Source organism: Shewanella sp. 1311 (assembly GCF_059338235.1).
The window spans coordinates 3,588,783-3,611,285 of sequence record NZ_CM181686.1; the positions used below are offsets into that span (position 1 = coordinate 3,588,783).

At 47.7% G+C, this 22,503-nt stretch carries 19 protein-coding genes; 13 read left to right on the plus strand and 6 right to left on the minus strand.

The features are described from left to right. Positions 1–309 precede the first annotated feature (309 nt). The 6 genes from AC5YB3_RS16020 (at position 310) to AC5YB3_RS16045 (ending at position 6,967) form a co-directional block, all read left to right on the plus strand. Positions 310–1,590, plus strand: a complete 1,281-nt coding sequence (locus AC5YB3_RS16020) for an OprO/OprP family phosphate-selective porin (protein WP_342900080.1) — start codon at positions 310–312, stop codon at positions 1,588–1,590. A 12-nt stretch (positions 1,591–1,602) separates the two neighbouring features. Continuing rightward, positions 1,603–2,556, plus strand: coding sequence for a tripartite tricarboxylate transporter substrate binding protein (locus tag AC5YB3_RS16025; RefSeq protein WP_006082913.1), 954 nt, complete (start codon positions 1,603–1,605; stop codon positions 2,554–2,556). A gap of 10 nt (positions 2,557–2,566) precedes the next feature. Next, on the plus strand, positions 2,567–3,034 hold the full coding sequence (locus AC5YB3_RS16030) for a tripartite tricarboxylate transporter TctB family protein (protein WP_006082912.1): 468 nt from the start codon (positions 2,567–2,569) through the stop codon (positions 3,032–3,034). A 2-nt stretch (positions 3,035–3,036) separates the two neighbouring features. Beyond that, the gene (locus tag AC5YB3_RS16035; RefSeq protein WP_011623841.1) at positions 3,037–4,557 is read left to right on the plus strand and encodes a tripartite tricarboxylate transporter permease; all 1,521 of its coding nucleotides are present in this window, start codon (positions 3,037–3,039) and stop codon (positions 4,555–4,557) included. Between the two features lie 15 nt (positions 4,558–4,572). Then, positions 4,573–6,186: an ATP-binding protein gene (locus tag AC5YB3_RS16040; protein ID WP_006085946.1), complete on the plus strand. Its 1,614-nt coding sequence runs from the start codon at positions 4,573–4,575 to the stop codon at positions 6,184–6,186. 100 nt (positions 6,187–6,286) lie between these two features. After that, a complete protein-coding gene (locus AC5YB3_RS16045) occupies positions 6,287–6,967 on the plus strand; it encodes a response regulator (protein ID WP_115335405.1) in 681 nt (226 codons plus the stop codon). 36 nt (positions 6,968–7,003) lie between these two features. On the opposite strand, the gene AC5YB3_RS16050 is transcribed toward AC5YB3_RS16045, so the two are convergent. Continuing rightward, complete coding sequence (locus AC5YB3_RS16050) at positions 7,004–8,650, minus strand: M16 family metallopeptidase (protein ID WP_494525702.1); 1,647 nt, start codon at positions 8,648–8,650, stop codon at positions 7,004–7,006. After that, positions 8,647–10,065, minus strand: a complete 1,419-nt coding sequence (locus AC5YB3_RS16055) for a M16 family metallopeptidase (protein WP_494525703.1) — start codon at positions 10,063–10,065, stop codon at positions 8,647–8,649. The genes AC5YB3_RS16050 and AC5YB3_RS16055 overlap by 4 nt, the downstream gene beginning before the upstream one ends. Positions 10,066–10,282: 217 nt before the next feature. Between AC5YB3_RS16055 and AC5YB3_RS16060 the strand changes: the two genes are divergently transcribed. Continuing rightward, positions 10,283–11,110 (plus strand): N-acetyl-ornithine deacetylase, encoded by an 828-nt coding sequence (locus AC5YB3_RS16060; protein WP_106649586.1) that lies wholly within the window; start codon positions 10,283–10,285, stop codon positions 11,108–11,110. Positions 11,111–11,204: 94 nt separating this feature from the next. Here AC5YB3_RS16060 and AC5YB3_RS16065 read toward each other — a convergent pair whose 3' ends face one another. Together AC5YB3_RS16065 and AC5YB3_RS16070 are read right to left on the minus strand one after the other, a co-directional pair. Continuing rightward, entirely contained in the window at positions 11,205–12,119 is a 915-nt protein-coding gene (locus AC5YB3_RS16065) for a L,D-transpeptidase family protein (RefSeq protein ID WP_006082904.1), read from the minus strand. A 130-nt stretch (positions 12,120–12,249) separates the two neighbouring features. Next, positions 12,250–12,462 carry a hypothetical protein gene (locus tag AC5YB3_RS16070; protein WP_494525704.1) on the minus strand — a complete coding sequence of 71 codons (213 nt, stop codon included), beginning with the start codon at positions 12,460–12,462 and terminating at the stop codon, positions 12,250–12,252. A gap of 628 nt (positions 12,463–13,090) precedes the next feature. Here AC5YB3_RS16070 and AC5YB3_RS16075 point away from each other — a divergent pair. Continuing rightward, on the plus strand, positions 13,091–14,821 hold the full coding sequence (locus AC5YB3_RS16075) for a potassium/proton antiporter (RefSeq protein WP_006082903.1): 1,731 nt from the start codon (positions 13,091–13,093) through the stop codon (positions 14,819–14,821). A 143-nt stretch (positions 14,822–14,964) separates the two neighbouring features. Here the strand turns inward: AC5YB3_RS16075 and AC5YB3_RS16080 are convergent, their stop codons facing one another. Continuing rightward, entirely contained in the window at positions 14,965–15,891 is a 927-nt protein-coding gene (locus tag AC5YB3_RS16080; protein ID WP_081248441.1) for an LpxL/LpxP family Kdo(2)-lipid IV(A) lauroyl/palmitoleoyl acyltransferase, read from the minus strand. Between the two features lie 103 nt (positions 15,892–15,994). Between AC5YB3_RS16080 and hldE the strand changes: the two genes are divergently transcribed. From hldE to AC5YB3_RS16105, 5 genes are all read left to right on the plus strand, one after another. Further along, positions 15,995–17,425, plus strand: a complete 1,431-nt coding sequence (hldE, locus tag AC5YB3_RS16085) for a bifunctional D-glycero-beta-D-manno-heptose-7-phosphate kinase/D-glycero-beta-D-manno-heptose 1-phosphate adenylyltransferase HldE (protein WP_006085938.1) — start codon at positions 15,995–15,997, stop codon at positions 17,423–17,425. Beyond that, entirely contained in the window at positions 17,422–18,249 is an 828-nt protein-coding gene (locus AC5YB3_RS16090) for a hypothetical protein (protein ID WP_494525705.1), read from the plus strand. Before hldE ends, AC5YB3_RS16090 begins: the two co-directional genes overlap by 4 nt. A 151-nt stretch (positions 18,250–18,400) precedes the next feature. Further along, a complete protein-coding gene (locus AC5YB3_RS16095) occupies positions 18,401–18,880 on the plus strand; it encodes a TetR family transcriptional regulator (protein WP_006082899.1) in 480 nt (159 codons plus the stop codon). Positions 18,881–19,036: 156 nt separating this feature from the next. After that, positions 19,037–19,621, plus strand: a complete 585-nt coding sequence (locus tag AC5YB3_RS16100) for a hypothetical protein (RefSeq protein ID WP_494525706.1) — start codon at positions 19,037–19,039, stop codon at positions 19,619–19,621. 145 nt (positions 19,622–19,766) lie between these two features. After that, positions 19,767–20,849, plus strand: a complete 1,083-nt coding sequence (locus AC5YB3_RS16105) for a rhomboid family intramembrane serine protease (RefSeq protein ID WP_494525707.1) — start codon at positions 19,767–19,769, stop codon at positions 20,847–20,849. A gap of 159 nt (positions 20,850–21,008) precedes the next feature. Here AC5YB3_RS16105 and pntB read toward each other — a convergent pair whose 3' ends face one another. After that, the gene (gene pntB, locus AC5YB3_RS16110) at positions 21,009–22,493 is read right to left on the minus strand and encodes a Re/Si-specific NAD(P)(+) transhydrogenase subunit beta (RefSeq protein ID WP_494525708.1); all 1,485 of its coding nucleotides are present in this window, start codon (positions 22,491–22,493) and stop codon (positions 21,009–21,011) included. Positions 22,494–22,503: the final 10 nt, after the last annotated feature.

A 22,503-nucleotide genomic window follows, 5' to 3' on the forward strand; every position in this document is an offset into this window, starting at 1 on the left:
ACTCATCTGTTAACATTCAGCGTCCGCTAATATTCCTGTCATATTTTCATTGAGTTATCTCTCATTCTTACCCGTTTTGTGCACTTCAAGCCGTTTCCCTTGAGTTAAGTTCATTTTGTTCATGAACTTTATGATTTTTAGTCACCTTAAGTCCCTTAATGAAGATTAAGTGCGTTAAATATCTTTAACGAAATGTTAACGATACATTTCATCCTCTGGGCGAGGAAGTAGTCCGTCACAGACCTGACACAATTCTAATAACACAGGCATTCCCACAGGGAATGGCAGACTGCAATACAGGAGGCATTGATGCCTAGATTGACCTTACTTGCCGCGGCAACCGCTGTGGCCTTTACTGGTTTTGCGAATGCGCAAGACTTAACGCCACAAGAGCTTCAAGCACAACTCACCCAATTGACTCAAGAAGTTAACCAGCTAAAACAACAGCAGGCAGCGAATGCCACTGCGACTCCATCTAAGCCTAGCGCGCCAGCTTTTGAGATAGGTGGTCGCATTCAACTCGATTACAACCTCTTCAATGGTGCCTATAACGCCGAACATAACGGCAGTAGCGCGCAGGATATTTTCCCCCGCCGAGTCCGTACCTTTGTTGAAGGCGAATTACAGGATTGGGATTACAAGCTGTTGCTTGAATTTGCTGAAAATACCGCTGAAATCGTCATGGCTCGGATGCGTTACTCGGGTTTTGAGAATGGCCCTAAACTGCAATTTGGTAAGTTGCGTGAGGATATCAGCCTCGATGCGCTCACCAGCAGTAATCACATTGCGCTGATCGAACGTTCTAGCCTCGCCGATACTATGTCACCGTACTTCCGCTGGGGTGTTTCTGCATATCAATATTTCCCCAGCACAGGTTTACGTTACGCCTTGGGTGTTTATAAAAACGATGCCTTTGGTAGCGATGGCAAAGATGAAACCGATGATTTGAACTATGCCCTGAGCTCGCGAGTGACTTGGTCACAGGCCAAAGAACCGGGCCAAGTGCTGCATGCTGGCTTGTGGTACTCAGCGCGTCAAATGGGCGGCGATGACTTGTCAGCCAGCTTTGCTCGCGGCGAACTGCGCGAGACTAATACTCGCCTGATTAACTATGTCGCCGGTGGTGAAACCGCAGCGATTGATAATCTAAACCAAGCGGGTTTAGAGCTGGCATTTCAACATAATGCCTTGTTGTTGCAGGGCGAATACGCCCAGCGCAGTTTAAACACCCAAGATCCTCAGTCAGTGCTCGATGGTGAGCGTTATCAGGCGTATTACCTGCAGGCGAGTTATTTCTTAACGGGCGAACAGCGTAGCTATTCCAAGGGCAGCGCGGTGTTTTCCCAGCCTAAGGGCGTAACCGATGCATGGGAATTGGCGGCACGTTTTTCTAGCGTGGATGCGAGCTCCGACTTCCAAGGCACTAAAGCTCAGACCTACACCTTAGGCGTGTCTTACTACTTCAATCCAAAAATCAAAGTGATGGCTAACTACATCCATTCTACTGTCGATGGCGCAGGCACGATTGCCTTAGTCGGCAATGAAGATGTGGGCGATGCCTTTGCTGCCCGTTTGCAATACGTGTTTTAGGAGCAATGAATCATGTTGAAAATGAAATCTTTAGTCATGAGTGCGCTGTTACTCGGTGCCTCTGGCATGGCGAGTGCTGATATCCACTTTATCATTCCTGGCGGTCCAGGCGGTGGTTGGGATACTACTGCGCGCGGCGTCGGTGAAGCCTTAGTGAAGTCGAAAATCGATGGTAATGCCTCTTTTGAGAACCTCTCGGGTGGCGGTGGCGGTCGTGCGATTGCCTCTATGATCAAATCGAAAAACAAACAGGGCGATATTTTACTGGTTAACTCGACTCCGATTGTGCTCCGTGCACTTTCAGGACAAATCCCGTTTAGTTATCGTGATTTAACGCCGGTTGCAGGCATAGTCGCCGATTACGGTGCCTTTGTGGTACGTAACGATTCACCGTTGAAAACCTGGGACGATGTGTTGGCGGCCTTTAAGGCGGATCCACAAAGATTCAATATCGCTGGCGGCTCGGCGCGCGGCAGTATGGATCACTTAGTTGCGGCGCAAGCGATTGCGGCGGCGGGCTTAGATGGCGGTCGTTTGCGTTATGTTCCCTACGATGCGGGTGGTCAAGCTAAGGCTGGCTTACTCTCGGGCGAAGTCGATTTATTGTCGACGGGATTCAGTGAAGCGTTAGAAATTGCAGGCAGTGGTCAAGGGCGGATCCTTGCGATGACGGCACCTGAAATCGTTGCCGAGCATCCAGAGGTTCCGACGATTAAATCTCTCGGTTATGACATGACGTTTACTAACTGGCGCGGTTTTTTTGCGGCACCTGATACGCCTAAAGCCAAAGTTGATGAGTATGTGGCCAAGTTTGCAGCGCTGATTAAGACGCCAGAATGGGAACAAGTGCGTGCCCGTAATGGTTGGATCAATCTGTTTGAACCCCAAGCCGAATTCATTAAGTCATTGGAAGCACAGGAGCAACAGCTTAAAGCCACTATGTTGCAACTGGGCTTTATTAAGTAAGGAGTGACAGATGTTGAATCGTGATCTGATTGGTTCCTTGCTATTTGTCGCCGTGTTTACCGGATATGGCGTGCTGGCATGGCAAATTCCCTTATTGCCGTTTGAAGAATTTGAAGTCGTGACATCTTCCACTATGCCGAAGATTTATGCTGCCATGGGGCTGATGTTTAGTCTGTTTTCTCTGGTTGCCGTCTTGCTAAAAGGAAACACGGTTCAACAGCGAGGGGCGCTGCTGACTAAAGCCGCCTTACAACAAACCGCGGCGCTGATTGTGCTGATGGTCTTGTATGCCGCCGGACTCGAACCGTTGGGGTTTGTTGTCGCTACCTTATTGTTTTTGGTCGCTGGATTTTGGTTGATGGGAGAGCGCCGCTTTAAGATTTTGCTGCTCGCCTCTGTGCCCGTGGTGTTGGTGTTCTGGGTGTTGATGACGCAAGTCTTAGGTATCTACTTGGCCTCAGGTTCTCTTTGGAGTTAACTATGTTCGATGCAATGTTTATTGGTCTATCGACCGCGTTTGAATTGCAAAACCTCATGTATGTGGTCTTAGGCTGCTTGGTCGGCACAGTGATCGGTATGCTGCCGGGATTAGGGCCGATCACAGCGATCGCTCTGATGATCCCTGTGACTTACAGCATTGGCCCCAGCTCAGGCATGATTTTAATGGCGGGCGTGTACTACGGCGCTATTTTTGGTGGGTCGACTTCATCAATTCTGATCAACGCCCCGGGCGTGGCAGGAACGGTTGCGACGTCATTCGATGGTTATCCGATGGCGCAAAAAGGCATGGCGGGCAAAGCATTAGCGATTGCGGCCTATGCTTCGTTTACCGGCGGCACTATCGGCGCCATCATGTTGATGGTCGCGGCGCCATTATTAGCGCAAGTATCACTGAGCTTTCAATCGGGCGATTATGTGGTCTTGATGTTCCTCGGTTTGACGGCCATTGCAGCGTTTTCGAATCGTGGCGATTTCCTCAAGGCCATGATGATGACTCACTTAGGTTTGTTGCTCTCGTCAGTGGGGATCGATCCTTTCTCGGGGATGGAACGCTTCACCTTCGGTCAGCCAGATTTACTCGATGGCATCAGTTTTCTGTTAATCGCCATGGCTACTTTTGCCCTGTCGGAAGCGTTAATGAATGTGATTAAGCCGCCGAAGTCGACAGAAAACATCAACTTTTCAGCGCAGCCTATTGGTAGCACTCGCTTAACCAAAGAGGAAGTGAAAGAGATAGCGCCTGTGATTGGTCGCTCGTCGATTTTTGGTTTTTTGATTGGGGTATTACCGGGCGCAGGCGCAACGATTGCCAGCTTTATGGCCTACGGCACTGAGCGTAATTTATCCCGCGGCGCGAAACGCGATGAGTTTGGTAAGGGCTCGATTCGCGGTGTTGCGGCGCCTGAGTCGGCTAACAATGCGGCCTGTACTGGCTCATTTGTACCATTATTGACCTTAGGTATTCCGGGGTCGGGTACCACGGCTATCATGCTTGGTGCATTGATCGCTTATGGTATTCAACCTGGCCCTATGTTGATGCAAGAGCGTCCAGACGTGTTTTGGTCTGTGATTATCTCTATGTATTTCGGCAATATTATTCTGCTGGTACTGAATTTACCGCTGATCCCTTATTTTGCCAAAGTGCTAGCTTTGCCTAAGTCGATTTTGACTGTGATGATTTTGTTCTTCAGTTTGATTGGGGTGTATTTGGTCTCGTTTAACACTTTCGATCTGTTCTTGATGATAGGTTTTGCGATTGTCGCTGTGGTGCTACGTTTGCTGGCATTCCCAATGGCGCCGCTGCTACTGGGCTTCATCCTCGGTGATATGATTGAGCGTAACTTCCGCCGTGCTATGATCGCTTCCGATGGTTCTTTGAGCTTTCTGTGGGAACGCCCGCTAACACTGACTATCTTGATTGTGGCAATCGCTATGCTGGCTGTGCCATTGATCGGTTTTATTCGTAGTCATCGTAGTGATAAATTGGCGAAAGCCTCTTAATGTAAAGGTACGCTAATGAGACGCCCTAAGCGCTTAGAAACGTGGTTAATCAGTGGGGTGACTTGCCTGAGTTTGTTGCTGTGCGCCTTATTTGGCGGCATCAGCTATCAAATTTTGAGTCGCAGTATTACTGAGCAATCGGGCGCTAAGGCATTAGGGCTGGCCCATGCGGTCGCGACACGGACCGATGTGATTACCGCTTTGCAAACTGGGCATTCGAGCCCCCAATTACTGGCCGCGATAGAGGGAATACGTCTAGCGTCTAAGGCCGATTTTATCGTGGTGGGCGATACCCATAAATACCGTATCGTGCACCCAGATTCAGATAAAATTGGCAAGAAGATGGAGGGCGGTGATAGCCAAGCGGCATTAGAAGGGGAGTCTTATATCTCCGAGGCGCAGGGCAGTTTAGGTCGTTCTATTCGCGGTAAAGTGCCAGTGCTTGACGAGCAAGGCCAAATTATCGGCTTAGTTTCGGTGGGCTTTTTGAGTCAGTCCGTGGGCGCGTTAATCGATAAACGTATTCCTGAAATCATCATGACAGTCCTAGGAGTGTTATTGATGGGCGTGCTGGTGGCTTTTTGGATGGGGCGGCAAGTGCGGGAAATGTTGTTCGGCTTGCAACCTGCTGAAATTGGCCGTTTATTCGTCGAGCAAGACGCGATTCTTAACACAGTGCGAATGGGCGTGGTGGCATTGGATGCCGATGGCCGTATCCGCAAGTTGAACCAAAGGGCGCGGGAGATCTTAGCCTTATCTCCGACCTGCCAACCTAATACTCTGATGTTGAGTGATTTATTGCCACAGCACGCCGATTTTCTACTGACGAACCAAAACAAAACCATTAGGGGATTCGAGCTATTTGCCAATGAGCAATGGCTGGTGATGTCGCGGGTGCCGTTTCAGGTACGGGATCAAAATGATGGCTTGCTACTGACGATGCGCCCCGCCGATGAAATTGAGCGATTGAGCCAACAACTGGCCAAAGTGCAAGAGTTTGCCGAAATGCTCAGAGTTCAAACCCATGATTACTCGAATAAACTGCATACTCTAGGTGCATTATTACAGCTCAAAGCCTACGACAAAGCGGTCGAATTTATTGGTCAAGAAAGCCAAGGTTGGCAGGCTCAAATCCATTTATTACTGTCGCAAATCCATGAGCCGACGATCGCGGGATTACTCTTGGGTAAGTATCACAAGGCGAAAGAGCTCAATATTGAGTTTCAAATCAGCCCTGATAGTCAACTCAGCGATGTGCAAGACGCCATTATGCTTGAGCGGATGGTGTCGATTATGGGCAACCTTATCGATAACGCCATTGAGGCTGTGCACAGGGCGAACAATCATAAGCCCCGCCGCGTGGTCGTGACCTTAGATGAAACTGCCTCTAACCTGATTTTTGATGTGGAAGACAGTGGCGATGGGATTTCTAAAACCGAGTACAGTACGATATTCGATCCAGATTACAGCTCTAAGCAGGGGGCGCAGCACGGTGTGGGCATGTATATCGTTAATACTTACCTGTGTGCCTGCCATGGCAGCTTAGAGTTTGCCGACTCAGATTTAGGTGGAGCGCGTTTTTCTGTGTATATTCCCACTAAACCTTTACCTGAAGTAGGTACCGTTTAATGCATACCGTCATGATTGTTGCGGACCAAGTTGCGCGTGTTGCTGAGTTAACCGCACCGTATTTGTTTCCTGAACTTCTGCCTGAAGTAGGTATTGTTTAATGCATACAGTGATCATCGTCGAGGATGAAGTCGAAGTCGCCCATTTGGTTGCGCAATATTTGTTCTCGACCAATCGCTATAAAGTGATTGGCATGGCCAGCGATATCTGCACGGCGCGGTCTTTACTGGGCGCTATCACGCCTGACCTCTTACTGTTAGACGTGTATTTACCCGACGGTAATGGTTTGAATTTACTGGCAGAATTACGCAGCCAAGGGATCCGCAGCGAAGTGGTATTGCTCACTGCGGCCAAGGAAGTGCAGATTTTAGAAAAAGCCATGCAGCTGGGCGTGTTCGATTTTCTGGTGAAACCTGTACTGTTGAGCCGGTTAGACCAAGCTTTGAGTCGATTTGAGAGTCGCCAGCTCAAACTTTCTGCCACAGAAGAGCTGACTCAATCCGTGGTCGATGCCTTTATGGAAGTGCCGACAGGGACGACCAAGGCTGCCGCTCGTTTGCCAAAGGGGGTCGATCAATTGACCCTACAGAAAATCCGTGAAGTGTTTGATGCTAAGCCGCAGGATAAACTCACGGCGCAAATGGTGGGTGAAAAGCTAGGCGTTAGCCGTTCTACTGCGCGGCGTTATTTAGAGTTTTTGTTGGAATGCAATGAGCTGGCGGCGGACCAAAGTTATGGCTCCATCGGCCGCCCCGAACGTTGCTACCACAGAGTGCGCTAGTCTTCTGTTCAGCTTTTACTTTTTTGCATTCAGAATTTAGTCCACCTTGACCCTTTCAAGCTGCCACTCTGGCAGCTTAGAGGTTAAGTCTGGGATTATTCTATCTATATCGCCCCGCAAGATAATCAATGGCTCACCGCTAAATGCCCCGTTGGCTAACTGCTGCAGCCTTTTTGGCGTTAGAGCCTGCAACTCTGCATTCAGCTGTTGCACATCAACTTGAGTTAATCCTGTCGCAATTTGTTGGAGATATTGGTTTTCACGCTGAATGCTGTTGTCTTGGCTGAGTAAATCCTCACCTATCAAATAGGTTTTAAGTGCATTGATTTCGCCTTGGCTGGCACTTTGGGTTTTAACGAGCGCGAGGTGATCAAGTATGCCCACCACAAACGCGCCCGTATGTTCTATGGCTGTACTGCCGTAAAACTTGATGCTACTGGACAGCGGCGCATTGGCACATTGGCCGTAAATGCCATAGGTGAGGCCGCGCTTTTCCCGTAAATCATAATAGAGTCTACCCGAAAAACTGCGCCCCATCAGCGCGGACAAACTACGACAGCTTAAGGCGACTTCCTGTGAACTGAGTTGACTCGTCTCGGACATACCGCCTAACTTACTATCAACGGTATGACCTATGGCATGATTTATGGAATGGTCTATGCGATAGCCTAAGCGGACTTGGGTCTGCACGCTGCCCGGCGCATCGATAAGGTAAATCTTCTTGGTTTGCTTAGGTGTGGTTGTTTCTAGCTTATCTGCTTGCGGTGACGACTTAGACAAGGATTTAGGTAAGGATGTCGTCAACATAGGCCACTGTTTGATGCTGGCTTGAAGATTAAATTCGGCGTTTTTAGCCTGCGAGTTGGGTAGAAACAGATGCCACTTTGCTTGCGATGCCGCCTGCTGCTGGATCTGTTGCAGCTGCTTTAGGTTAAGTGAATCGAACAGCTCATCATTATTGAGTACTTTATTGTAGGCATGTTCAGGCCCGAGCAATTTCTCGCGCCACAGTTTATCTATCTCTGCGCCACTAAAGGCATTTAAGTGCTTATTGAGCTTGAGTTGGCGGCGAATATTGTCAACATCGACGGGGGCGGTTGTCGCATCAATAAAGGTATTGGGCTGCCAAAATTGCACTAGCAAGCCGTAGATATGATTAACATCGTTGGGGCAGGTGAGGCTTAGATTTATGCTATGCAAGCTGACGCGAATACCGAAGGTCTCAAGGCAGGGATCTGCGAGGCTAATCGCCAGTGCGCGGGCTTTCTCTTGCAGGGCAATCTGTAAAATATCGGGATTATTGAAGGGAGCCTGCGGACTTATCGCCGCTAAACTGACCCTGTTGCTTAGAGTGTTACTACTTAGAGCATGAGTGCTTAGACTGTTACTGCTTAGATCATGAGTGCTTTGCACTGAAGCAAGTCTATGTAACTGATAGGGTAAATCCAACTCGGTATGAACTTCATCGCTAAACATTGGATCCGTTGCGGGGATGATGACACCGCTTTCGGGTAAATGATTGTCTAGTGGATAGGGTATTTCAAAGCTGGCTAAGCTCGGTGGTTCAGTCGGTGTAAAGACGATTTGCGTTTGCTGACAGGCGCTCAGTAATAACGCCGCTGCGTAGCACATTAAGCTTTGTAGTTGTTTAGGTCGTCCATGAGTCGCAGTTAGATTCATCATAATACCGCATCCTCTAGACTGTCGCTCATATCACCAGGTAGCCATTCCAGCAGTGTTTTCCCCCAGCGAATATACCAAGGTGGTAGTAGGTCGACCCGCACATAGTCTTGAGTAAAATACTGTGCCGCAACTCTTTGGATATCGCCTGCCGTGACTGCGTTAATCCGCTGCCACTGCGCGCTAAAAGGATGGTCTTTATCTTGAACAGAGGTCGCCGAAAGCTGCGTGGCTAATGCTTGGGTGTCACTGAGTTGTTGTAATCGATTGTTTAACCACACTTGTTTAAGTGTGCACAGGCTGGTTTCATCCAGAGTCTCTTGTTGCGTTTGTGCGGCAAGTCCCAGCACTTTTTCCACTAAAGCATCGAGTGAAGTGCGAGCCCGCGGAACCAAGACAATATTGGCTATTCCATGATTTTCTAATTCGAAGGGCAGGGAATAACTGAGCATTTGCGCAGGATTATGCTGGCTCATTTTAGTAATTGCACTGGCGGTATTTTGAAATAAATAGCCTTCGAGCAGTTGAATCGCCACCGCATCGGGATGATTTTTACCTACGGTATGCCAAGCGAGCAGTAATCCAGGCCAAGGTCCGCGCTCATCGACCAACTCAGCATGCACTTGTTTAGGCTCGATATTCAACTCAGTGAATCTAGGTTCAGTCGTCGTTGGTTTAGGCCAAGTCGCAAAATCTTGCTCAATCCATTGCAGGGTTTGTGGACTTAACTTGCCGACAAGGGAAAGCTGCATCGCGTCGGGACGATAATAAGCACGGTGAAAGGCGGTGAGACTTTCAGGTGTGGCTTGCAAAATATCTTCGCGACTACCAATAATACCGTGGCCGTAGGGCGTGCCTTGCACTTGGTCGAGTAAGAACGCCATCGCGCTGCGGACATAGGGCTGATTATCTATGGTTTGCGCCATTTCCTGCAGTACGGTTTCCTGCTGATTTTTAACGGTTGTGGCATTAAGGCTTGGACGGATAAAGCGGTCGGCTTCGAGATACAGCCCCAGTTCTAATGCTGGGCTTGGCAGCGTCACATAGTAATTGGTGTAGTCAAAATGGGTGCTGGCATTAAAACGTGCACCTAAGGCACTGAGCTGCTGGGCATAGGTATCACCGGGGGCATTTTCGCTGCCCTTAAATAACATGTGCTCAAACAGATGGGCATAACCGCTCTGACCTTGGGCTTCGTTGCGGGCCCCTAAATTAAATTGGCTGGCGATTGTAACTGTTTGTTTATCAGCCATGGGCAGTAACCGCACCGTCAGGCCATTTTCGAGAGTGTAGGTTTTTAGGTTCGCTTCGAGCGCGTATAAGGCTTGTGCATCATGCTCGGCGCGACATTGTGCCAGCAGCGAATTGCTAAAAGCACTGGTCGCAAGGGCGATAAAAAAGGCGATGTGAGTTTTCATAAGTGCATCCTGCCGAGCATATTTTTTGAATTCGTTAAATAACTCATCGAAGCTGAATGCCGTTACTAAGTGGCGATTAACCCACCAACAGGTATCGATACCGATTGCGATGTGGTTAGCGACTGCTCGGATTTCATCGAAATCAGTTGAATAGCATTCAGTTTTTAAAAAGAACTGCTATGATGGCACAGTTCTTTTTCTGGCATAAGTACAAGATATGGTAAGCAGATCCCCGTTCGAATCCTTTCAGTGGAAAAGCGATATTTTTAACTGTGAAAGCACTGATATTGATAATTTTTATCTGCTGCTTGAGCAGGAAATGACCCGTTTGGGCATGGTTGAGAAGAATTTGGGTGAAGTCGGTAAATACAAGGTTAGCTTGTATCAGTCTCCCGCCGCTAAGTCAGGCTTACCTTCTTTATTGATCAGCGCAGGATTTCATGGCGAAGAATCTGCAGGCCCTTGGGGTTTGCTGCATTTTTTGAGTGAAGCTTCAGCAGACCTATTTGAACGGGTGAACTTGAGTTTATTGCCCCTCGTTAATCCAACCGGATTTAGCCGCGGCCATAGATTTAACAAATACGGCGAAAACCCGAATCGCGGTTTTGTATTTGAGAATGGTAAACCTAAAGCCAACGAACATACGTCGGTGGAAGGTAAGTTGTTGTTAGATCATGCACAGTTACTGCTTGCTGCGAGTCGAGACGGTATTTTAACTTGCCACGAAGATGTCTTGAGCCGTGAAGCCTATGTGTATTCTTTTGAGCCAAGCCAAGTGCCAGGACGCTTTAGCCTCGATTTGCGCGATACCTTAGGCGGTTATTTCCCGATTGCTGTGGATGGCGAGATTGATGCGTGTCCTGTGAAGGATGGCTTGATCTTCAATCACTTCGATACGTCGTTTGAAGCGTGTTTAGTGCGAAGCGGTGCCCGTGTCGGTGCTTGTACCGAAACGCCAGCGCTGCAAAACTTCGACCAACGCGTATTGGCAAACAGTGCTGCTATGACTCACTTCTTAGCCCTATGTGCACCTTTATGTGATTGATCTTGTTATTCTATTAGGTGTTTAATCATCTAATAAATGACAAAAAAATACCCGCTGATAGCGGGTATTTTTTTAGGTGATATTTGCCAGTGAATTATTGATTAATTCGCATCGGCACACCAGTACGTTCATCGAGCAGCTTTTTGATCACAGAAGAATTAGTGTCAGCTTTAGCGATAAACTTGGCGATATCTCTTGGTAATGAAATCGCGACTGGCTCATTGGATTCAAACTCAGCCACAGTGCGAGACAGAGGTTGATGCACTGCTAAGTAGCGCTTACCGTCTGGCTCTTCGGTTGCTTTAATCGGCTGGTTCACGAATTGTACGCGGGTGCCCACTGGGACATTCTTGAACAAGTGCTCGATATCTTCATGGCGTAAACGCACACAACCTTGACTCACACGTAAACCGATACCGAAACTCGCGTTAGTACCGTGAATCGCATACAAGTTGCCTATATACAGTGCATACAGTCCCATAGGGTTGTCTGGACCCGCTGGCCATACTGCTGGCAGGATTTCACCCTTAGCAGCATATTCTTTACGAATGCGTGGCGTCGGTGTCCAAGTTGGATTGGCACGCTTACGTTGTACTGAGGTCACCCAGTTTTCTGGCGTGTCTTTACCAATCTGGCCAATACCAATAGGCAGGACTTCAACTGTCTTTTTGCCTTTTGGATAGTAGTACAAACGCATTTCGGCCACGTTGATCACTATGCCTTCACGGGGAGCGTTAGGCAGGATCAGTTGTAATGGAATTAACAGTTGGCTACCTGGCTTTGGCAGAAATGGATCTACACCTGGGTTAGCTTCGAGTAAGTTACTGAGACCGAGCTGGTATTTGGCAGCAATATCTTCGAGAGTGTGTTTACCCTCTGGAACCGTATAATACTGGTTCTCGCCAATTAGCCTGCTTTGGGCGGCTGGTAAAGGATATTCCGTTGCTAAAGCGGACAGACTAGGGAAAACCAAAGTCAATAATAAAGCTGTGGTGCGAAGCATACTCATAAGCGGATACTACGATTCCTGTTAATAAAAAAGCGTGTTTAACGCAGCTTTCTCTCTTAAAACGAGAGCGGCAATTTGACGAGCAAAATGCACTGGCGCGCGAAGCTCGCATCCTTCCTTATTTTGGACATTATTTCAACTGAAATATGATCCGTACAGCGTATTTATCGCTTAATTTTTGTTTTAACGGTTTTCCTCGGCGACTAAGATTGTCAGTATTTCGGCTTATCATTAAACCCTGTGCCTGCTTTATTGCTCTATGTGCTGCAAATCCCTGATCTAAGCTGCTGTGTTGCAACGCTTCTATGGTGATTGCTCCGTCTAAAATATTGGCGTGATGCATAGTGTCTTCTTTGATGGCGAATTAAGGGTGGCTGAATTGATTGGTTTTGCGAAAACAGCGTTTGCGAGACTTTTTTTAAAGTACTTTTCTAACGGGGGTGATGCTCAACCTGACAAAGTCCGCCTAGCTGAGCCGATTGTCGGATAAATGGAGTGAAAACAATTGGCTTGAGGGTGATGTTCGAATATTCGCCGTTTCACTCGACATTGTTTTGTCTGGTGCTGAATTCACTATGATAACCCTAGTTTATACAGGTTTATGAGCTTAATTTTGCTTGAATGATTTAAGTTTACGTTTAGTTTGTTATTTTTAACTGTCTGATATTTATTTATTTTAATCTTTATAAGTCGTGTGAAAATGTTCTGCGGTTCTTTAGGTTTTACGTTAGCCTTTATCTCAAGGTTAATTCAAAGTTACATTTATGGCATTTTCTATGTAGATGATTGAAATTTAATATTTAACGCTCCAATAATTCGCTATTTTTGTGCTAATATAAAATCATAAAATCATAAAATCATAAAATCATAAAATCATAAAATCATAAAATCATAAAATTGTAAGTTGAGTCATTTTTAACCTCGGTGATTTGTCTATCGTTTAACTAAACAACCTGTATAAGGAGGCGTTTGTGGATGCAAATTCCATCAATAGTTTTTTTCTGATTGGCGCCTTGCTAACTGCAGTGAGTGTTTTACTCAGTCCCATGTCTTCCCGTTTGGGTATCCCGATTCTTTTGATCTTCCTCGCCGTGGGTATTTTGGCCGGTGAAGATGGCCCTGGCGGAATATTGTTTGATGATTATTCCACCGCTTATTTAGTCAGTAACTTAGCGCTTGCTATCATCTTACTCGATGGTGGAATGCGTACCCGTGTCGCCAGTTTTAGGGTGGCGCTGTGGCCTGCTTTATCGCTAGCGACCTTTGGCGTCGCTATCACAACCAGTATCACTGGCATGATGGCCGCATGGCTGTTTGACTTGCATTGGTTGCAAGGTTTGCTGGTGGGCGCGATTGTGGGCTCGACCGATGCCGCCGCGGTATTCTCCTTATTGAAAGGGCGCAGTCTCAACGAGCGGGTTGGGGCAACCTTAGAAATCGAGTCTGGTAGTAACGACCCTATGGCGGTGTTTTTAACCGTGACGCTGATTGCGATTCTCGCCAATGTGGACACTGAGATGTCCTTCAGCTTTATGTTTATCAGCTTTATTAAGCAATTTGGTCTGGGTATTTGCTTAGGTTTAGGTGGCGGCTGGATGTTGTGGAAGCTGGTTAATTTGAGCAAATTAGCCGACGGCCTGTACTCTATTTTAGTCTTAAGCGGTGGTCTGATTATTTATGCTGCGTCTAACAAACTCGGCGGCAGTGGCATTTTATCGATTTACTTAGTCGGGCTTTTCCTCGGCAATAAGCCGACCCGTGGCCGTCATGCAATTTTAAACGTACTGGATGGCATGACTTGGGTCAGCCAAATCGGCATGTTCTTGGTATTAGGGTTATTGCTTACCCCTTCTGATTTAGTCGATATCCTGATCCCAGGTTTTGCACTGGCATTTGGGATGATTCTATTCGCCCGTCCTGTCGCTGTGTGGATCAGCCTATTGCCCTTTAAGAGCTTCAGCAGTCGCGACCGCTGGTTTATTTCGTGGGTAGGACTACGCGGCGCAGTGCCTATCATCTTGGCGGTGTTCCCTATGATGGCGGGCTTACCGGGCGCTCAGTTGTACTTCAACTTAGCCTTCTTCGTCGTATTAGTATCGTTACTGGTTCAAGGGGCGTCTTTGACCACTGCGGCGCGTTTAGCTAAGGTGGAACTGCCCCCAAAGCCGTTGCCCGTTTCGCGTTCGGGAGTTGAAATTTACCCGAGCAGCGAATGGGAAGTGTTTGTCTATCGTTTGAGTGAAAGTAAGTGGTGCATTGGTGAACCGCTAAAACGCTTAGCTATGCCAGATGGAACACGGATTGCGGCGGTATTTAGGAATGACACTTTACTGCATCCATCGGGCAGTACTCGCCTCGAAGCGGGAGATATACTCTGTGTGCTGGGTCAGGAGAAAAGTTTAGAAGCCTTGAGTAACCTCTTTAGCCAAGCGCCTGAAAATAAAGAAGTGCAACGTTTCTTCGGTGATTTCTTTATTGAAACAGACGTTAAGCTTGCGGATCTCGCACCAATTTATGGCTTGAGTTTAGATAATCTTGCCGATGATATGACGGTCGCCGATCTGGTGGTGTCACAGCTTGGCGCCAATCCTGTGCTGGGCGATCAGTTCCAATGGCAGTCGTTGCATTGGGTGGTGGCGGGGCTGTATGAAGGCAAAGTCACTAACGTGGGTATTCGTTTACCGACCGAGCATTCGCTGTAATCCCATGCGCTAGATGCTTCTTGCCATATAGAGTTGCCATAGAGAGTTGAAGTTGAAAGTTGTCATCGACAATTGTAATCGAAAGTAGCCATAAAAAATGCCAGCTTATTTGCTGGCATTTTTGTATTCAAAAACGGAATGAGTTACTGATATAACGATTTGTCCGTTGGATCTGGACGGGTTTTAAAGCGGCGATGCAACCACATATATTGGGCGCGGTTTTTATCTATGATGGATTCGATAATCTTGTTACCGCGAATGGCATCGGCTAATTCATCTTCGCCGGGGAAATTATCCAGCGGTGGCATCACTTCAATCCGATAACCCTCATCACCTTGGGTACGTTCCACAAAAAAGGGTAAGACTTTGGCTTTGCCGAGTTTGGCTAACGTGGTGGCCCCCGTAATCGTTGCCGCATCTGGCATGGCATAAAACGGGATAAATACCGCGCTGGAGCGGCCAAAGTCTTGATCTGCCGTGTACCAAATGACATCGGGATTACGTAGGCAGCGCACCATTTGGCGCAAGTCGCGTTTAGAAACAAGCCCTTTATTCGAGCGTAAACGGCCTTTAACTTGGAGGTATTCCATCACAGGATTGTTGTGTGGGCGATAAACCCCCACGCCGGGTTGGAATTGGCCGAAGATACGTGCGCCCATTTCCAGCGGTAAACAATGCACGGCAAACAGGATAACACCGTGGCCAGCATCGAGGGTGTCTTGCACGTGTTCTTTGCCTGTGATGCTCATGTGCTGCTGCACTTTTTCATCGGACCACCACCATGCATTGATGGTATCGAAAATGGCTTTGCCCGTTTCTTCAAAGTTACGCGTGAGTAGGGCTTCTCGCTGTGCTTCTGACATTTCAGGGAAACAGAGGCTCAAATTACGGCGCGCCGTATGAGTACGACTGCCTGCAAATTTCATCACTAAGCGACCTAAACCTTTACCCAGTTTCATCTGCCAAGAAAGCGGTAGAAGCTGAGTTAAGCGCATTAAAAATACGCCAAACCACATGGGCCAATGCTTAGGATGATATAAAGAAGATGAAAACTCGGCTTTCTCGACCACAAAAATACTCACTACTTTTGAAAATTACTGCTTATTCTAACTCAATTTTTACTGAAAATTAGGTACAATCACGGTTTAATTTCTGCATAAAGATAAGAGCACTATGAAGGTTTCTCTGCCAGCATTTGAAAAAGCCAGAGTGTTAGTCGTCGGCGATGTGATGTTAGACCGCTATTGGGTTGGCCCAACGGGACGTATCTCCCCCGAAGCCCCCGTACCTGTGGTGAAGATTAATCAAGTCGAAGACAGACCCGGCGGCGCGGCCAACGTGGCGCTCAATATCGCGACCTTAGGTGGTCAAGTCCAACTTGCTGGGCTCGTCGGTCAAGACGATACCGCCCATGCCTTAACGCTTGGCGTGCAAACCTTAGGGGTTGAACCCCAATGGTTAACCATTGCAGACAAGCCAACCATCACTAAGTTGCGGGTGTTATCACGCAACCAGCAATTGATCCGACTCGATTTCGAAGAAGCCTTCGACAAGGCCGATAGTGTGCGTTTGCTCAAGCAATCAGAGGCCTTACTCGATTCCGTCGATGTGGTGGTGTTGTCAGATTATGCGAAGGGCGCTATCGATCAGCCGCGTGATTTCATTGCGCTTGCCCGCGCAAAAGGTGTGATGGTGTTAGTCGATCCTAAGGGCAGTGACTTTGGCCGTTATCAGGGCGCGTCATTGATCACCCCGAATATGAGCGAGTTTGAAGCCGTTGTTGGCACTGTGACCTCAGAAGCGGATCTGCTGGAAAAAGCCCGTGGTTTACTTAAGCAACATCATTTTGATGCCATCTTAGTTACCCGCTCTGAAAAGGGCATGACCTTAGTGACCGCTAATGCGCCCGAGCTGCACATTCCTACCGTTGCCCGTGAAGTCTATGACGTGACGGGTGCTGGCGATACTGTGATTTCTGCCTTAGCAACCTCATTAGCCGCGGGCGCCGATTTACCGCAGGCTTGCGCAATTGCGAACACCGCCGCTGGCGTAGTGGTTGGTAAACTTGGCACTTCTACCGTGAGCCGCATTGAGCTTATTGAAGCTTTGGCTTTGCATCATGGAGAATCGGGTTTTGGGGTGGTGAGTGAAGATCAGCTCGCCTATGCCCTAGAGCAGGCCAAACTGCGCGGTGAGCGTGTGGTGATGACCAATGGTTGCTTTGATATTTTGCATGCGGGCCACGTGAGTTACCTCAAACAAGCCAAAGCCTTAGGCGATCGTTTGATTGTTGCAGTAAACGATGATGCCTCGGTTAAACGCCTTAAAGGTGATGGTCGTCCGGTCAATCAGGTTGATCGCCGTATGGCCGTGCTCGCTGGCTTAGCCTCTGTCGATTGGGTGGTGCCTTTTAGTGAAGATACGCCGCAACGTATTATCACTCGCTTGCTGCCAAATCTACTGGTTAAAGGCGGCGACTATAAGCTCGAAGACATCGCAGGCGGCGCTGAAGTGATTGCCGCCGGTGGTCAAGTACAAGTGCTGGGCTTTGAGGATGGTATTTCAACCACGGCGATTATTCAAAATATCATGGCTAATCAGTGAGCTTAGTTGCTCTGGTATTTGCATCTAGCTTGTCTTGGACGCCCATTGCCGATAAGCAGGCTTTGATTTGCCCTTTACCAGAGCTGGGCACTTGCTTGGCATTATTGCCTAAGCAAGTGTTGGCGCAGCTGCCCGCCACGTTAGATCAATTTAAGCGCGATTTAGGCCGCAGAAGTGCCATGGTCATGCCCGTCGATGACAATAAGATTGCGGGCCTAGTCTTAGTCAACGAGTTGCAGACGCCGCAAGTGCAGTTAGCCAGTGTCGATCTCGTGACCTATCAATTACCTTTGCTCGAACAGCCGCAATTAACCCTATGGCATGAGCTCGGTCATTTGGAGAACCTTGCCCTGCAAGGCACAGTGTTACCGATTCAATTAAGCGCATATCAGCATGAATGGCTAGCCGATATCTATCTGGTTTGGCGTATCGCGCGGGAGCGGGGTGATTTTGCCTTGGCGTGGCAGCAATACCATAGACGCAACCTCGACGCGTTAACAAGTCCGCAATACTTGTCGCATTGGAGCTCGCCAATGATGATACAAGTGTTGCGTCACTACGAGGTGGCTCAAGTGACGAGATTCACCGATTATCGGGATTTTCTGGCGGATTTTTATCCTAAAGCTGAGCAATTAGAGCCGAGGTTATTAGGCGAGTATTCGAGCTTAATGCAACGGACTTTTGGCGCGAGTGTGTTGCAACCCCTTCCTGAATATCTATTTTGGAGAAAAGCCGATCTTGGACACTATCTACACCCCACCTTCGTTTTACTCATGGGTGAGGAAAAAGCGCATAACTGGTTGGTACAAAATTCAATGTTATGATTGTGTTAACGGAATCGGCGTTTAGGCCTGTTTTAAACTGAACCCTAGCTGAACAAAAGCGAAATACGCTGGTTGCAGCCGAGTGAACAGCAGTAATCCCTGAGCGGCTTTGGTAAGCTTTCCCCCTAAAAAAAAGAGGGGAGACTTTACTATGGCTAAGCGCTCGCGAGTACAAACTGAGCAAACCATAAATCAGATTATGGATGAAGCGTTAAGACAAATTTTGACTATCGGCTTTGAGACTATGTCTTATACTACGTTATCTGAAGCAACGGGTATTAGCCGCACAGGTATTAGTCACCATTTTCCACGCAAGAGCGATTTTCTCGTTCGTTTAGATAGCCGTATCGGCAATCTATTTGTTGCGGCTCTGGATTTTTCTAGCCAAGAGGCATTAGAAACATCGTGGATGCAGGCAATGCAGGAAGAACATTACCGCGCAGTATTGAGACTGTTCTTTAGTCTTTGTGGTGGTGCTAACAATGAAATTACCCTCTTTAGAGCGGTGAGCACAGCACGTCAGCAAGCGATTGCTGAGTTAGGTTTAGCGGGCGATCGCACGATCAACCACTTATTAGGCCGTACTGCTGTGATGTTATTGTCCAATTTCGATGTGGCAAAAGCAGCATAATAGACTGACCAATTAATATAAAAATGGAGCCTGATGGCTCCTTTTTTATAGGTAAAAATCGTGATTTTTACTGAGGAAACTCATTCTTTAGTCGTGTAAGATATGCCCTTTATTGCGTTATACCGCCTTTTACTCTTGATTTAACAGGATAAACATATGGACATGACACCCAGCTCTAATGCCGCCGAGGCTCCCAAACGTAACATCAAGCTCGATAATACAGAGCTCATCAAAACCAGTTTTTGGGTGAGTCAGATCTTTATGATCATTGCGACGGTTGTCGGGGTGTATTTGGCCGCACAGGAAGGTTTATCGCAGGCGATTAAGTTCGATAACTTAAGTAATATGCAAAACAACTATCATCTGCGCCATGCGCTCTATGATGAGTTGAGTGACAACGTTGAAGTGCTAAACGCGTATGCAGAGAAGATTCGGACTGAGGCACCCTATGACATAAAGTCAGTGCATCCCAATGTGGCGACCTTTGTATGGGAAAACATGCGTTATTCAGCCAATACCTTAGAAACTCCAAGCAAAATACTGAGTGATGCACGTCGATTCTACCTCACATCGGCAAATGTGGTTGAAAAGATAGAAAGTAAATTCTACGGCCCACGTTTTGGGGCCACCCAACTCGTTGAGTTAACAGAAGAACTGACCAAATCCACTTTGCCCGCATTAAAAGCAAACTATGAGTCTTTAGCCGCTGAATTAAGAGCAAACGATATTTCGCTCGATTAATTCTAGGGAAGCCATTGCCAAAACGCTGGGTCTGATTCGCGTCACAAGCATGAAAAGTGGTGTGTAAACTGCTGGCTTTTTTGGTGATTAAGTCGAACTGTTATATTTAAAAAAGTCAGCTCAAAGCTCAAAGAAAGGGAAGATTATGAGTTTCAAATGTCCTGGTTGTCATAACCATAAAATGCGTGAATATGAGTTTCACGGTGAAAAAGTGGATACTTGCGAGGCCTGTGGGGGATTGTGGTTTGATAACGGCGAACTCAACAAAGCGTTGTCGAAGGCAGACAATGGCGATGACAAAGTTCGTGTTGAAGAAACACTCGGTGCACATTTAGGTCAGGCTAAGCGCCAATGTGGCCATTGTGAGGTGTCGCTTGAGCGCTACCACTTGATGGATGGTTACCAAATCGAAGTCGATGTTTGCCATAGCTGCAGCGGCATATGGATAGACAGGGATGAAAGCGACAAAGTGGTGAAATCTCCACTTGTTAAAACCCTGCTCGCTGAACTGGACGCAAAAATAAGCACTAAGACTTGGATATTCCAATTCTTATCCCAGATGCCAGTTGAGTTTAACCTCAAGCCGAAAAAACCGCCTGTGGTGACCTACTTGTTACTGGCGCTCAATATTTTGGTTTTTGTTGGCTATGGATTCGATCTGGATATGACTGATAACGTGTTTGCTCGTTTTGCACTACGGGCTGACGACGTAATGCACGGTAGCCATGTTTGGACTTTGTTTAGCCATATGTTTTTACACGGTGATTTAATGCATCTTGCCGGTAATATGTACTTTTTATATGTGGTTGGCGATAACCTCGAAGATGCGCTTGGCCGCGCCCGCTTTTTTGTGTTGTATTTGGTGTGTGGTTTTGCCGCCGCTGCAACTCAAATTGCTGCCGATCCTGGCTCGAATATTTATATGGTTGGTGCAAGTGGTGCCATTGCTGGGTTATTTGGCATGTATTTAATGTGGTTTAGACATGCGAGTCTGACTTTCATGTTTATCATTTATCAGAAGAAGCTTTCGCCTATGGCATTCTTCAGCATCTGGTTAGTCTTTAATATTATTGGTTTAATCATGGCTGGTGAAGGCGTTGCTTACTGGGCACATATCGGTGGTTTTGTCGCGGGTCTGTTGATGGGTATTTTCCTAAAAGACAAAGTGATGCAAGCTAATCCACTGATTGCTATGCTCAACGAACCTGAGGTTAAGATAGCGCGCTAAACGTTAGCATTTCTTGCGCTTAGTGCTATTGAGTGGCTTTATCAATTCGGCAGTTAGCGCGAGATACGATATAAAGAAGGGAGCCAGCGGCTCCCTTTTTATCATTGAAACAGTGTGTTTCGCCTAAACGATTGCCACTCTGTAAAGGTTACATCAGACTCAAAGCGCTTTTAAAATCGCTTCGACACTGGCCTTCGCATCCCCAAATAGCATTTGGGTATTATCTTTGAAGAACAGTGGGTTTTGCACGCCGGCATAACCTGTGTTCATCGAGCGTTTAAAGCCGATAACGTTTTGCGCTTTCCACACTTCGAGCACTGGCATGCCTGCGATTGGGCTACCTGGATCTTCCATTGCCGCAGGGTTAACCGTGTCGTTCGCACCAATGACTAGTACTACGTCAGTGTCATTAAAGTCGTCGTTGATTTCGTCCATTTCAAGCACGATATCGTAGGGGACTTTCGCTTCCGCTAGCAGTACGTTCATGTGGCCGGGTAAACGGCCCGCAACTGGGTGGATGCCGAAGCGGACTTTCACACCAAGATCGCGCAGTCTTTTGGTGATTTCAGCCACAGGATATTGCGCCTGTGCTACCGCCATACCGTAACCTGGGGTGATGATGACAGAGGTGGCATTTTTAAGCATATCCGCCACATCTTCGGCGTTGGTTTCACGGTATTCGCCCATTTCTTCATCGGCAGTCGAGGCCACACCATCTGTGCCAAAGCCACCAGCGATTACAGAAATAAACGAGCGATTCATCGCCTTACACATGATGTAAGACAGAATTGCACCGGATGATCCCACTAATGCGCCGACCACAATCAAGAGGTCGTTCGACAACATAAAGCCCGCTGCCGCTGCTGCCCAACCTGAGTAGGAGTTCAGCATAGACACCACCACTGGCATATCCGCGCCGCCAATCGATGCGACTAAATGCCAGCCAAAGGCGAAGGCAATCAAGGTCATCAATAGCAGTGCCGGCATAGTGCCGCCAGTTTGGACGAAGTACACCAACAGGGCGAAAGACACGAGCACAGCCACTAGGTTCAACTTGTGGCGATGTGGCAGCATCAAAGGTTTAGATGAAATCACGCCGCGCAACTTACAAAAGGCAACGATAGAACCTGTGAAGGTGACCGCACCGATGAAGATCCCGAGGAAGACTTCGACTAAGTGAATGTTAAGCATGGCGCCAGTGAGATGTTCTTTGCTGGCGGCTTTGGCCGCTTCGCTGAGGGCATTGTGCACAGCGGCGAGGGTCGTATTGATATCACCACCGACAGCCACGACAACTTGCGACACTTCCTGTGGGTGTAAGTCGATAAAGCTGTTAAAGCCAACCAATACCGCGGCCATACCAACAAAACTGTGCAAGATGGCAACCAGTTCAGGCATTTCAGTCATTTCGACTTTTAATGCTAAACGGATACCAATCGCGCCGCCAATCACCATGGCGATTAAGATCCACGCAATACCGTTAGTATCAGGGTTGAAAATGGTAGCCAGTAGGGCGATTGCCATACCTAAGATACCGAATAAATTGCCGTGTTTTGCCGTCTCTTGCTTCGACAGTCCCGCGAGACTGAAGATGAAGAGAATGGCGGCAATAATGTAAGCTGCTGTTACCAGTCCTTGAGACACGTTAAACCCC

What these genes read in the sequence shown, in the direction of transcription:
- AC5YB3_RS16020 (WP_342900080.1), top strand. Translation starts at nt 310, where the DNA reads ATGCCTAGATTGACCTTACTTGCCGCGGCAACCGCTGTGGCCTTTACT.
- AC5YB3_RS16025 (WP_006082913.1), top strand. Translation starts at nt 1,603, where the DNA reads ATGTTGAAAATGAAATCTTTAGTCATGAGTGCGCTGTTACTCGGTGCC.
- AC5YB3_RS16030 (WP_006082912.1), top strand. Translation starts at nt 2,567, where the DNA reads ATGTTGAATCGTGATCTGATTGGTTCCTTGCTATTTGTCGCCGTGTTT.
- AC5YB3_RS16035 (WP_011623841.1), top strand. Translation starts at nt 3,037, where the DNA reads ATGTTCGATGCAATGTTTATTGGTCTATCGACCGCGTTTGAATTGCAA.
- AC5YB3_RS16040 (WP_006085946.1), top strand. Translation starts at nt 4,573, where the DNA reads ATGAGACGCCCTAAGCGCTTAGAAACGTGGTTAATCAGTGGGGTGACT.
- AC5YB3_RS16045 (WP_115335405.1), top strand. Translation starts at nt 6,287, where the DNA reads ATGCATACAGTGATCATCGTCGAGGATGAAGTCGAAGTCGCCCATTTG.
- AC5YB3_RS16050 (WP_494525702.1), bottom strand. Translation starts at nt 8,650, where the DNA reads ATGATGAATCTAACTGCGACTCATGGACGACCTAAACAACTACAAAGC.
- AC5YB3_RS16055 (WP_494525703.1), bottom strand. Translation starts at nt 10,065, where the DNA reads ATGAAAACTCACATCGCCTTTTTTATCGCCCTTGCGACCAGTGCTTTT.
- AC5YB3_RS16060 (WP_106649586.1), top strand. Translation starts at nt 10,283, where the DNA reads ATGGTAAGCAGATCCCCGTTCGAATCCTTTCAGTGGAAAAGCGATATT.
- AC5YB3_RS16065 (WP_006082904.1), bottom strand. Translation starts at nt 12,119, where the DNA reads ATGAGTATGCTTCGCACCACAGCTTTATTATTGACTTTGGTTTTCCCT.
- AC5YB3_RS16070 (WP_494525704.1), bottom strand. Translation starts at nt 12,462, where the DNA reads ATGCATCACGCCAATATTTTAGACGGAGCAATCACCATAGAAGCGTTG.
- hldE (WP_006085938.1), top strand. Translation starts at nt 15,995, where the DNA reads ATGAAGGTTTCTCTGCCAGCATTTGAAAAAGCCAGAGTGTTAGTCGTC.
- AC5YB3_RS16095 (WP_006082899.1), top strand. Translation starts at nt 18,401, where the DNA reads ATGGCTAAGCGCTCGCGAGTACAAACTGAGCAAACCATAAATCAGATT.
- AC5YB3_RS16100 (WP_494525706.1), top strand. Translation starts at nt 19,037, where the DNA reads ATGGACATGACACCCAGCTCTAATGCCGCCGAGGCTCCCAAACGTAAC.
- AC5YB3_RS16105 (WP_494525707.1), top strand. Translation starts at nt 19,767, where the DNA reads ATGAGTTTCAAATGTCCTGGTTGTCATAACCATAAAATGCGTGAATAT.